This window comes from Shewanella sp. AS16, assembly GCF_021412365.1.
GTDB classification, from domain to species: Bacteria; Pseudomonadota; Gammaproteobacteria; order Enterobacterales; family Shewanellaceae; genus Shewanella; species Shewanella salipaludis.
In genome coordinates this window covers 334,068-346,782 of sequence record NZ_JAKCLK010000003.1, presented here as the reverse complement: position 1 = coordinate 346,782, position 12,715 = coordinate 334,068, and the positions used below count along the sequence as shown (strand labels likewise).

General features: G+C 57.3%; 9 protein-coding genes. 2 read left to right on the top strand and 7 right to left on the bottom strand.

Going from position 1 to position 12,715, the window contains the following annotated elements; genetic code table 11:
- Position 1: 1 nt before the first annotated feature.
- The 7 genes from ispD to rlmD form a co-directional block, all read right to left on the bottom strand.
- Positions 2–727, bottom strand: a complete 726-nt coding sequence (ispD, locus tag LZP73_RS10065) for a 2-C-methyl-D-erythritol 4-phosphate cytidylyltransferase (protein WP_234234761.1) — start codon at positions 725–727, stop codon at positions 2–4.
- 23 nt (positions 728–750) lie between these two features.
- Positions 751–1,056, bottom strand: a complete 306-nt coding sequence (gene ftsB / locus LZP73_RS10060) for a cell division protein FtsB (protein ID WP_169564510.1) — start codon at positions 1,054–1,056, stop codon at positions 751–753.
- Positions 1,057–1,178: 122 nt separating this feature from the next.
- The gene (gene eno / locus LZP73_RS10055) at positions 1,179–2,471 is read right to left on the bottom strand and encodes a phosphopyruvate hydratase (protein WP_234234759.1); all 1,293 of its coding nucleotides are present in this window, start codon (positions 2,469–2,471) and stop codon (positions 1,179–1,181) included.
- A gap of 167 nt (positions 2,472–2,638) precedes the next feature.
- Positions 2,639–4,276: a CTP synthase gene (locus LZP73_RS10050; protein WP_234234757.1), complete on the bottom strand. Its 1,638-nt coding sequence runs from the start codon at positions 4,274–4,276 to the stop codon at positions 2,639–2,641.
- Between the two features lie 106 nt (positions 4,277–4,382).
- Positions 4,383–5,213 carry a nucleoside triphosphate pyrophosphohydrolase gene (gene mazG / locus LZP73_RS10045; protein WP_234234755.1) on the bottom strand — a complete coding sequence of 277 codons (831 nt, stop codon included), beginning with the start codon at positions 5,211–5,213 and terminating at the stop codon, positions 4,383–4,385.
- 156 nt (positions 5,214–5,369) lie between these two features.
- The gene (relA, locus tag LZP73_RS10040; protein ID WP_234234754.1) at positions 5,370–7,574 is read right to left on the bottom strand and encodes a GTP diphosphokinase; all 2,205 of its coding nucleotides are present in this window, start codon (positions 7,572–7,574) and stop codon (positions 5,370–5,372) included.
- 158 nt (positions 7,575–7,732) lie between these two features.
- On the bottom strand, positions 7,733–9,070 hold the full coding sequence (rlmD, locus tag LZP73_RS10035; RefSeq protein WP_234234752.1) for a 23S rRNA (uracil(1939)-C(5))-methyltransferase RlmD: 1,338 nt from the start codon (positions 9,068–9,070) through the stop codon (positions 7,733–7,735).
- A 102-nt stretch (positions 9,071–9,172) separates the two neighbouring features.
- Here rlmD and barA point away from each other — a divergent pair, with 102 nt between their 5' ends.
- Positions 9,173–11,977: a two-component sensor histidine kinase BarA gene (gene barA, locus LZP73_RS10030; RefSeq protein ID WP_234234750.1), complete on the top strand. Its 2,805-nt coding sequence runs from the start codon at positions 9,173–9,175 to the stop codon at positions 11,975–11,977.
- Positions 11,952–12,548: a YjaG family protein gene (locus LZP73_RS10025; RefSeq protein ID WP_234234748.1), complete on the top strand. Its 597-nt coding sequence runs from the start codon at positions 11,952–11,954 to the stop codon at positions 12,546–12,548. Before barA ends, LZP73_RS10025 begins: the two co-directional genes overlap by 26 nt.
- The last annotated feature ends 167 nt before the right edge of the window (positions 12,549–12,715 follow it).

Here is a 12,715-nt window from a genome sequence, read left to right as displayed (position 1 = left end):
GTCACTTCCAGGATTGATTGTCTTGACCCAAGGCGCCGTTCGCCCGAGTCAGAAATAACCGCGCCAGACGCAGATCGTCCGGATGGGTCACCTTAATATTGTCCGCCCGGCCAACCACCAGGCCGGGCGCCTCACCGGCCCACTCCATCGCCGAGGCCTCGTCCGTGATGAGGGCGCCGGCGCTCAATGCCGCCGCCAACTGGCTGCGCAAGCTGGCCACGGGGAACATCTGTGGTGTCAAGGCATGCCAGAGGCGTTCCCGACTGACAGTGGTCTGGATGCAGCCTTTGGCATCGGCGCGCTTCATAGTATCACGCACCGGCATAGCGAGAATGGCTCCCTGGGGGAATTCGCTCCTGGCGGCCAGCAGGCGGTCTATGTCGGCGGCCGCCAGGCAGGGTCTGGCGGCGTCATGCACCAGCGCCCAGGCATGCTCATCGGCCCTGTTGAGCGCGGCCAGCACTGAGTCGGCACGCTCGCCACCGCCGGTGACAGTCATGATTTTCGGATGGCTCGCCTGGGCCAGGGCGGCGAAATGCTTGTCCGCCGGATGCAGTGCCACTATCACCTGGCTTATCTGCGGATGTCCGAGCAGGCGGTCCAGGGTATGGGCCAGAATACACTGGTCATCGAGCAGCAGATACTGTTTGGGGAGTTCGCTGCCCATGCGGCTGCCTATGCCGGCCGCCGGCACTATGGCGATAATCTTGTCTTGAGTTGGCAACATTGCAAGTGTCTCTGTCATCGAGCTTAATCTTGGCCTTTTCGCGCAGGAGAGCGCTGATCACTGCCGACGACCCGGTAAAAGGTTTCACCCTGCTTGACCATGCCCAATTCGTTGCGCGCCCTCTCCTCCAAGGCTTCGGTGCCGCTGCGAAGATCGGTAATTTCTTCCCTGAGAACCTGATTTCGCGCCGCTAACTTGGCGTTACCCAGCTGCTGGCCATGGATCTGTTTTTGCAGCCCCAAATACCCGGGCAGGCTGTTGCCGCCCAACCAGAGGCGGTATTGCAGCAGACTCAATAACACTATTAATACAAGAAGAAAGCGTTTCATGGTGGAAGTGAAAGCCCGTATCCGAGTCAAAATAAGATAGTGCAGATAGTACAACAAAAAAGGCCACCCGGTGGTGGCCTTTTCGCGTCAAAGGTTAAATTACTGCACCCTGGCAGGGGCGATTATTGGCCTTTGATCTCTTTGAGACCACGATATGCGGCCCGGTCACCCAGCTGTTCTTCGATACGCAGCAACTGGTTGTACTTGGCAACGCGGTCGGAACGGCATAATGAACCCGTCTTGATCTGACCTGCGGCGGTACCCACGGCCAGATCTGCTATGGTGGCATCTTCGGTTTCACCGCTGCGGTGCGAGATCACCACAGTGTAACCCGCTTCCTTGGCCATGCGAATGGCTGCCAGGGTCTCGGTCAGGGAACCTATTTGGTTGAACTTGATCAAGATGGAGTTGGCGATCTTGTTTTCGATGCCGCGGGTGAGGATCTTGGTGTTGGTCACGAACAAGTCGTCACCCACCAGCTGGATCTTGTCGCCCATGATCTGGGTCTGATAGGCCCACCCCTCCCAATCCGACTCATCCAGACCGTCTTCGATGGAGACGATAGGATACTGCTCGGCCAAAGATTTCAGGAAGTCAGAGAAACCGTTGGAATCGAAGACCTTGCCTTCACCGGCCAGATCGTACTTGCCATCCTTATAGAACTCGGAGGCGGCACAATCCAGTGCCAGGGTCACGTCTGTGCCCAGCTGATAACCCGCTTTTTCCACCGCAAGCTTGATCACCGCCAAGGCATCTGCGTTCGATGCCAGGTTAGGCGCGAAGCCGCCTTCATCGCCGACAGAAGTGCTCAGCCCCTTTTCCTGCAACACCTTCTTCAGGGTGTGGAAGATCTCGGCGCCCATGCGCAAGGCTTCACGGAAGCTCTTGGCGCCGACAGGCTGGACCATGAACTCCTGGATATCGACGTTGTTATCCGCGTGCTCACCGCCGTTAAGTATGTTCATCATAGGCACAGGCATGGAATACTGCCCAGGGGTGCCGTTGAGTTCGGCTATGTGGGCATACAGGGGAATACCCTTGAAGGCCGCTGCCGCCTTGGCGGCTGCCAGCGACACGGCCAATATGGCGTTGGCGCCCAGCTTGTCCTTGTTTTCCGTGCCGTCCAGCTCGATCATTATGCTATCCAGCTCGGCCTGGGCCGTGGCATCTTTGCCCAGCAGCGCGTCACGGATAGGGCCCTTGATGTTGGCCACAGCCTTCAACACGCCCTTACCCAGGTAACGGCTCTTGTCGCCATCACGCAGTTCCAGGGCTTCGCGGCTGCCGGTGGAAGCGCCCGAAGGTGCCGCCGCCATGCCGACGAAGCCCCCTTCCAGATGCACTTCGGCTTCCACTGTAGGGTTACCACGGGAGTCCATGATCTCACGACCAATCACGTTAATAATCTTAGCCATATCGTCCTCGACTTAAGGTTAAATTAAAAGATAAGAAATTAAGAATAAAGTAAAAACCAATATCCATGGAATGCAGTCATTCGGGCTATTGCATGGGTATCTGATTCTTAGCGGACGCGTTAAATAAAAAGCCGGCTCCCCATGGGAAACCGGCTATCGTTCACAACTTAGCTTAAATCGCGCTTCTGGTAAGCGCTCGCCGCGGCAATGAAGCCTTCGAACAAGGGATGACCGTCGCGTGGCGTCGAAGTGAATTCCGGATGGAATTGACCCGCGACGAACCAGGGGTGATCACGCAGCTCTATCATCTCCACCAGCTTACGGTCGGAGGACAGGCCGCTGAAGATCATCCCGGCTTGCTCGAGACGTTCTATGTACTTGTTGTTCACTTCGTATCTATGTCTATGGCGCTCGACACAAGTGGTGCCCTTGTAGGCCTGTGCCGCCTTGGTGCCTTCGATCAGATGGCATAGCTGGGCGCCCAGACGCATGGTGCCGCCCAGGTCTGAAGACTCATGACGTTGCTCTACATTGCCTTCTTCGTCGATCCACTCGGTGATCAGCCCCACAACAGGGAAAGGCGTGTCTTTATTGAACTCGGTCGAATGGGCATCTGTCATGCCGGCAACATTACGGGCGAATTCGATCAACGCCACTTGCATGCCCAAGCAGATACCGAAGTAAGGCAGGTTGTTTTCACGGGCAAACTTAGCCGCCAGGATCTTGCCTTCGACACCGCGCTCACCGAAGCCGCCCGGCACCAGGATGCCGTCCAGACCCTGCAGCACTTCATCCCCCTTGGCCTCGACGGTTTGGGAGTCTATGTACTTGATGGTCACAGACACGCGGTTCTTCAGACCCGCATGCTTGAGGGCTTCGTTGACCGACTTATAGGCATCCGGCAGCTCTATGTACTTACCCACCATGCCTATGGTCACTTCACCGTTGGGGTTGGCTTCCTGATAGATGACGTTTTCCCACTCGGACAGATCGGCATCCTTACACTCAAGGTGGAAGCGTTTGATCACCAGCTCGTCCAGTCCCTGAGAGCGCAGCAAGGCCGGGATCTTGTAGATGCTGTCGACGTCTTTCAGTGAGATAACGGCACGCTCTTCGACGTTACAGAAGAGGGAAATCTTGGCCTTCTCGTTGGCGGGGATGGCGCGATCGCCACGGCAGACCAATACGTCCGGCGCTATGCCGATGGAACGCAGTTCCTTGACCGAGTGCTGGGTAGGCTTGGTCTTGACTTCGCCAGCCGCGCCCAGGAAAGGCACCAGGGTCAGATGCATGAACAGGGTGCGATCCCGGCCCAGCTCGACGCCCAGTTGACGTATGGACTCGAGGAAAGGCAAAGACTCTATGTCACCAACTGTGCCGCCGATCTCGACTATGGCCACATCATGACCTTCGCCGCCGTCCAGCACTTTCTCTTTAATGGCGTTGGTAATGTGCGGGATCACCTGAATGGTGGCACCCAGGTAATCGCCACGGCGTTCCTTGCGCAGTACTTCTTCGTAAATACGCCCGGTGGTGAAGTTGTTGCGGCGGTTCATCTTGGTACGGATGAAACGCTCGTAGTGCCCCAGGTCCAGATCTGTTTCTGCGCCGTCCTCAGTAACAAATACTTCCCCGTGTTGAGTTGGACTCATGGTACCCGGATCGACGTTGATATAGGGGTCCAGTTTCATGATGGTTACATTGAGGCCACGCGCCTCTAAAATTGCCGCAAGCGATGCCGCTGCAATGCCTTTACCTAGTGATGAAACCACGCCACCAGTAACGAAGATATACCTTGTAGTCATGCTGAACCTGAGAAAATGAGTTTGAAAATACGTGCTTGTAAGAAAGCACTAGGACGGGGCAATAGTATATCAAAGGCCCCGCGATTCGACAAACACCAATTCGCCTTTAGCGCTTCTCCTGGTGTTTTACCTGATCCCAGAAAGCGTCCAGCGCCTCCAGGTCATGGTCCGTCAGGGCCTTGCCATCGGCCGTGGCCAAGGTTTCGACGCCGCGAAAACGGCGCTCAAATTTGGCATTGGCCTGGCGCAGCGCCTGCTCCGGCTCGACCCCGAGATGGCGTGCCAGGTTAGTCACGGCAAACAGGAGATCGCCCATCTCATCGCGCACCTTGGCCGCATCGACCCGGCTCTGGCGCACTTCATGCAGCACTTCGTCTATCTCCTCGTGGATCTTCGCCACCACTGGCTCCAGCTCGGCCCAATCGAAACCGACACGGGCGACCCGCTGCTGGATCTTCACCGAGCGCGCCAGCGCCGGCAGGCTCAGGGGAATGTTGTCCAGCACCGAGTGTTGTTCATTGGCCTGGCGCTCTTTGGCCTTGATGGCCTCCCAGCTGTCTTTGACCCAGGCGGCGCTCAATTCCCCGTTTCCGCCGTGCTCGCCGAACACATGGGGATGACGCTCCGTGAGCTTGGTGCAAATTTTGTCGACCACCACGGAGAAATCGAACAGTCCCTGCTCCTTGCCCAGCTGGCAATAGAAGATCACCTGAAACAACAAGTCACCCAGCTCGCCCGGCAACTCCTCCAGTGCCAATCTTTCTATGGTGTCGGCCACCTCATAGGCTTCCTCCAGGGTGAAAGGCACTATGGTGGCGAAGCTCTGCGCCTTATCCCAGGGGCAACCCGAGTCGGGATCCCTGAGCTTGGCCATGATGGCCAGCAGCCGCTCTATGTCGGCAGCTGTGGATTGTGATGGGGTAGATTTCAGGGGCATAGCGTATTTCCACTCAGGTTGGGCCAGGTTAACAACTGAGGCGGCCACGGCCGCCTCACACAGGTTTAACTCATGACATGGCTGATAACCTTGTTCATCACATTGCGCATGACATTGCGCATAACATGGCCTATGCCGAGATGGAGAGGTTAGCCATCAGAGCCGCCGTGCCTCTATGATACCATCGACCTGGGTCAGCTTGGAGATCACCCTGGACAGCCCCTCGAGATTATACAATTCGAGTTCGAGTTCTATGGCGGCCGTCTGGGTCTTGACATCCGAAGATGAACTCATGGCCATGACGTTGGATTTTTCTGCCGCCAGCACTGAGGTCAGATCCCGCAGCAGACCACTGCGATCATGGGCCAATACCCTGAGCCGCAGACGATAGCCGCCCGAATAATTCTCACCCCAGACCACCTCGACCCCGCGCTCCGGGTGCGCACGCATCAATTCCTTGACCTGCTCGCAATCTGCCTTATGCACCGATATGCCGCGGCCCTTGGTGATGAAACCGTAAATCTCATCGCCCGGCACCGGCTGGCAGCAACGGGCCATATGGCTGAGCAGATTGCCGACGCCATTGACTTCGACCTGGCCCTTGCCCCCCTGCTCCGGTTTATGGTGGCCCTTCTTGACCAGATCTTCGACCGCTTCTTCGTCCGAGACCCGCTCCTGGCGCAGGCTGCTCTGAATATAGTTAACCACTTGGTTGAGGCGCAGATCGCCGCCGCCTATGGCCGCCAGCATGTCATCCATGCCGCTCATGTTGAAGCGCTCCACCGCCACCGCCGCGTCCTTGAGCTTGAGGCTCACCCGCAGCAGTTCGGCTTCAAGCATCTCCTTGCCGGCGATGATGTTCTTGTCCCTGTCCTGCTGCTTGAACCAGTGCTGGATCTTCGAACGGGATCTGGCGGACTTGATATAGCCCAGGTTGGGATTGAGCCAGTCCCGCTTGGGATTGGGGTGCTTGGAGGTGATGATCTCGATACGCTCACCCGTCTCCACCTGGTAGGTGAAGGGCACTATGCGGCCGTCCACCTTGGCACCGATACACTTATGCCCCACCTGGGAGTGGATATAATAGGCGAAGTCCAACACGGTCGAGCCCTGGGGCAAATCTATCACCTCGCCGCTGGGGGTAAACACATAGACCCTGTCTTCGAATACCTGACTGCGGACTTCTTCCACCAGATTGCCACTCTCGGCCACATCTTCCTGCCATTGCAGTATCTTGCGCAGCCAGTTGATCTTTTCTTCGTAACCGCTGGGCTTGCCCTTGGTGCCTTCCTTGTACTTCCAGTGGGCTGCGACCCCGAGTTCGGCATCTTCGTGCATCGCCTGGGTGCGGATCTGGATCTCGACCGTCTTGCCCTCGGGACCGACCACCACTGTATGTATGGATTGATAGCCGTTGGGCTTGGGATTGGCGACATAGTCGTCGAACTCCCGGGGAATATGGTGCCACAGGGTATGCACCACCCCCAGCGCCCCATAACAGTCCTGCAGCCTTTCGGTGACTATGCGCACGGCGCGCACATCGAACAACTCATCAAACTTCAGATGCTTGCCTTTCATCTTGCGCCAGATGCTGTAGATGTGTTTCGGCCTGCCATAGACCTTGGCGCGGATCTGATCTTCATCCAGTCGCTGTTGCAACTGGCTGACGAACTTGTCGATGAAGATTTCCCTGTCCAGGCGCTTGCCGTCCAGTTGCTTGGCTATGTCCTTGTAGGTGGCTGGATGCAGGTAACGGAATGACAGGTCTTCCAGCTCCCACTTGAGCTGGCCTATGCCCAGGCGGTTGGCCAGTGGCGCATAGATGTCGGCAATTTCTCTGGCCAGCAGCACCCGGGTCTCTTCGTCGGCATTCTTCACTGCCCGCAACAGACACACCCGCTCGGCCAATTTTATCACCACGGCACGCACGTCTTCGACCATGGCCAGCAACATGCGGCGGATATTGTCTATCTGGGGCTCGCCGCCGCGTGATTGGGGGTTGAGTTTGAGGGCGCCGATGGCATTCATGGTCACCACGTTGCCGACCAGGGTCGCCAACCCAGTGCCATATCTGTCGGCCAGGGCTTCCTTGGTCAGCAAACCTGCCTCGAACACCAGAAACAACACAGCCGCCTGCAGCGTCTCTATGTCCATGTTCAGCGGCGCCAGAATTTCGATCATCTCCCTGGCCTGTTCCAGCAAGGCCCGGTGCGCCGCCGGACTCTTGGCTGGCAGGGCCTCGACCTGTTTGAGCAGGGTCAGGAGTATCTGCGCTTCGTCGGCCTGGCTGACATGACGGGCAACCCATGCCTCCAGGTGAAAATCCGGATCGTTAAAGTGCGCTTCGCGAACAGATACCATAGACAACATTTCCTTATCTGGAGCAACAGAGGTGAGCGGGTCGACTCTACCTCCCCTATCTTCGGCATTGCTGCCTCTTTGTCAAACCCATAGGGCTCGATTGCTGCTATTTTTGCCGTTTAGCTAAACCCGGACTCGGGCCAACCCGCGCCCATGGGTTACCTGGTCAGCTCGAACAGCGCCATCGCCTCTATGTGATGGGTCTGAGGGAACATGTCGATAAGCCCCAACTTCTGCAGCTTATAGCCCTGGGCCAACAACACACCTGTGTCCCTGGCGAGGCTGGCGGGATTACAGGAGACATAGACCACGCTGCGGGGCTTCATCTTCTTCAGCCACTGCAGGCTCTCGAAGGCGCCTGCCCTGGCGGGATCGAGCAGCAGCTTATCTATCTTGCCCATCCAGGCTTCCCCGGACAGATCTGCACTCAGATCCCCATGGAAGAAGGTCAGATTGGCCAGCTCATTGGCGGCGGCATTGCTGCGCGCCTGGGCCACCATCTCGGGCACGCCTTCGACCCCGACCACCTCGGCGCCCTTGGCCGCCAGCGGCGCACTGAAATTTCCTACGCCACAGAAGAGATCCAGGATGCGCTCACCCGGCTCCGGGGCCAGCCAATCGAGCGCCTGTTCGACCATGCGGCGGTTGATCTCTTCGTTGACCTGGACGAAGTTTCCCGGCGTAAAACTCAGGCAAACCCCGCCATCGAGCAAAGCATAGTGCGGCATGGGGCGGCCCGCACTGAGATACTCGAATTGACCGTCATTATCTTGCAGCAACAGGTGGATCCCCTGCTGGCCCGCAAATTCACTAAGCTGTTGCTTATCTTGATCCTTCAATGCCTTGGTTATCCGCAGCACCGCAAACAGGCCGTTATCCGCCTGGATTAGCTCCAGATGCCCCAGGGTCGAGCGCCCCGCGAGGCGATTGAGCAAGAGGGAGAATGGCGCGATCAGCGCAGACAAGGGCTCGGCCAACACCAGGCATTGGCTGATGGCCACCACTTGGCTGCTGCTGGCGGCGCGAAACCCCAAGGTCAAGGTCTTGCTTGGCTTGTCATACCAGGTGGCGAGCCTGGCACGGCGGCGATAATGCCAGCCCTCACCCTCCAGGGGCGTTGCCAGCAGATCCGAGCTGGCACCGGCAAACTTGGCCATCACGGATGTCAGGGCGGCTTGCTTATGCTCACGCTGGGCCGCCAAGGCCATATGCTGCAGATCGCAGCCGCCACAGGCCTGGTAATGTGGGCATGGCGGCACTGTCCTGGCCGGCGTCGGGGTTTCTATTGCCAGCAGCCTGGCCCTGGCGTAGTTTTTCTTCTGCTCGGTCAGCTGCACCCTGGCCCGCTCGCCCGGCAGGGCGCCAGGGACAAACACCACCTTGCCCTGATGCTGGGCGATGCCCGCCCCCAAGTGGTCCAATTGCTCGACATCCAGGGTTAACTTAGGCGACAGTTGCTTGGATCTATTTGGTTTTGCTTTAAAAAATTGTGCCATTTCGGCCCCTGATACAATAAAAAACTGGCAAAGACGACAGGGTTTCTGGCAGTCTTAGAAGATTAATAGCTGAGTTAATTTCCGGGAATCCCCACACAGACCATGAACAGTGCCAACAACATGACTAAGTACAGCCTGAGATCTTGGGTCTTGGTACTAGCGTTAGCGCCCACTATCCTGGTCGGTATTCTACTTGGGAGTTACTTTACCATAAACCGTTTTTATGAGCTCGAAGATACGCTGGTCGAACAGGGCAGCAACATCATAGAGCCACTGGCGATCGCCAGCGAATACGGTCTGGCCAGCAACAATCGTGAGGCCAGCAAGAGATTGCTCGCCGCCGCCCAGCTCAACAAGTCCACCCTGGTCAAGTCCATCGCCATTTTCGACGCAGACAATCAACTCTTCGTGACCTCCCATTATCATAAAGACTTCGAGGTGATGCGCTACAAGGACACGCTGGCCAGTCTCAGGGGCACAGAGATAGAACATGTGGGTGACAGCCTGGTCCTCAGGACCCCCATCTTCGCCCTCAATCCCGGCGGCGAGCCGCAGGTCAATGCCGGCCCCTTGGACAACAGCAACCGCATTGGCTATATCTCGATACTGATCAACAAAGAGAAGGCCCTGCTGGAGCAGCATAGGGCGGCGGTGGCCGCCTTCATCATAGTGCTCATAGGGGTACAGCTGAACCTGCTGTTCACCTTCAGGCTGGTGAAAAACGTCACCCAGCCGATCACCGAGATGGTCCGCGTGGTCGCCAAGATACGTGAGGGCAAGCTAGACACCCGGCTCACAGGCAACCTGATAGGCGAGTTGGACTTGCTCAAACGGGGCATCAACGCCATGGCGGGCTCCTTGTCGGAATACCATGACGAGATGCAGCAGAATATCGATCAGGCGACCTCGGATCTGCGCGAAACCCTGGAGCAGATAGAAATCCAGAACGTCGAGCTGGATCTGGCCAAGAAGCGGGCGCTGGAGGCGAGCAGGATCAAGTCCGAATTCCTCGCCAACATGTCGCACGAGCTGCGCACGCCGCTCAATGGGGTGATAGGCTTCGCCCGCCAGTTGATCAAGACGCCGTTGCATTCGAGCCAGCTGGACTACATAAGGACAATCGAGCGCAGCGCCACCAACTTACTCAGCATAATCAATGATATTCTCGACTTTTCCAAGCTGGAAGCCGGCAAGATGGTGCTGGAAAACATGCCGTTCGCCTTCAGGGACACACTCGCAGACACCCTGCGGCTGATCGGCGGTAGTGCCCAGGAAAAAAGCCTTGAACTCGTGGTCGACATAGATCCGGACGTGCCCGAGAGTCTCAGTGGCGATGCCATCAGGGTCAGCCAGATCATCACCAACCTGGTAGGCAACGCCATCAAGTTTACCGATCAGGGCAGTGTCCTGCTCAAGGTGCAGCGGGTCGGCAGCGCCGATGACAGAGTGCTCCTGAGATGTGAAGTCACAGATACAGGCATAGGCATAGCCGAGACCCAGCAGGATTTGCTGTTTCAGGCCTTCGGCCAGGCCGACTCCTCCATCTCCCGTCGCTTCGGCGGCACAGGCCTGGGGCTCATCATCACCAAGCGCCTGATCAATCAGATGGGCGGCCAGATAGGCTTCAGCTCCACCCCGGAGAAGGGCTCGACCTTCTGGTTCACCCTGCCACTGGAACACAGCCATTTCCAGATAGGCGACTCGCTGCCGGTGGAAAAACTCGCCGGCAAGAAGGCGCTGCTGTTCGAGCCCAGGAGCCTGTCCCACAATCTGCTGTTGCGCCGCCTCACCCATTGGCATATGAAGGTCACAGGCCTGCACCTGCGTCAGGACCTGGCCGGGGCATTGGCGGACGAGGCGAGCCATTTCGATGTCATACTCATCAGCTGTCATGGCTTCACCGACCCGGATGAACTGGTATTCACGCTGAAACTCGCCAGGCGACACACGGACAGCCTTATCCTGCTCAACGACAGTTTCGAGCAGCAGATAGTGCAGAGCAAGCTGAGATCCAATGCGGATACCGTCCTGCCCATGCCCGTCAGCGACCATGTGCTGGCGCGCAACCTCATCTACCGGCCGCTGGAGATAGACGCCAGTCCGGCACAGGCAGTCAACCAGCCAACGGCCGAACGCCACTCGCTGACGGTATTGGCCGTCGATGACAACCTGGCCAACCTCAAGCTCATAGATACCCTGCTGAAGGAGTTGGTCACCAATGTCATCGCCGTCGGCAGCGGCGAAGAAGCCATAACTCAGGCCCAGAAGCGGAATTTCGATCTTATTTTCATGGATATCCAGATGCCGGGCATAGACGGCATTACCGCCACCCGCAGCATTCGCCAGGAGTCCATCAACCGCAACACCCCCATAATAGCCGTCACCGCCCATGCGATCGCCGAAGAGCGTGAGCTGATCCTCGGCAGCGGCATGGATGGTTATCTGCCCAAGCCGATAGACGAGGCGGCGCTCAAGGGGGTCATCAACCGTTGGCTGAGCCGTCCCAAGTTTACCCACTTCGATCTCCATACCCTCAATTGGGACCTGTGTCTGACCCAGGCCAACCAGAAGCCGGATCTGGCGCTGGAGATGTTGAAGATGTTGCTCGACTCGCTGCCGCAAACCGTGGCGCAAATTCACCAGGCGCTGGATGCCAAGGATCAGGAGAAAATGCTCGGCACAGTCCACAAGCTGCATGGCGCCAGCTGCTATTGCGGGGTTCCCGCCACCCAGAAGCTATGCCAGGAAATAGAATCTGCACTCAAGCGCGAAACCGCCATCGAAGACATGGAACCGGAAATACTTGAGTTACTTGATGAGTTAACTAAGGTAGAATCTGCAGCAAAACAAGTGTTATCACAGCTATCAGTGGAACTATCAGATGATAAAAAAACCGGGCTTCTTTAAACGCTTAAAGGCCTTGAGCCTGGCGCAGAAGCAATTATTCGCCGTCGCCCTATGCCAGCGCATGTTGCCTAACTATCAGCTTTTCTCCGAGGTGTGCAATTTTGGCGAGCCAGCCGTGCTCAGCACAGTGCTCGAACTCCTGTGGCAGGCCCAATACGATCCCAAACTCAAGTTCAATATCGATGTCCAGCTGCAGCGGCTCGAAGACAATACCCCTGAGCCAAGCGATTTCGAGGCCTATGGCGTCTACCCCGCCATGGATGCCGTGGTCGCCTTATCGACCCTGCTGGGGGCTATCCAGGGCAAGATAGAAGAAGACATAGTCAACATCAGCAAATTATCTTCCAGCACGGTGGCCAACTACATAGAAGCCGTCAGCGATGTCGAACTGGAAGACGATGCCATGGACGACTTCATCTTCGCCCATCCAGTGATGGAAGAAGAGAAGGCGCTGCAGAACACCCTGCTGGAGATCATCGAAGAAAATCCGAAGATCACCGCCGACCTGGTCAAGGGCCTGCGCCAAGACATAATAGAGGCCGGCGTCTCCAACATAGGCATCAGCGTCTGAGTCCGGCCATCGGCCTCACCATCATGGGCCAGCTTAAGGCTGGCCCGGCGGCCGCTGGTATCGGGGCTTGAGGCCTCAGGGCTTGGGGACAGCAGCGCCCCGGGCCACCCCAGGAATACGCCGCCTGCCTCAAAAAACTGTCTAAGAGCAAAGCTGTCTAAAACCAA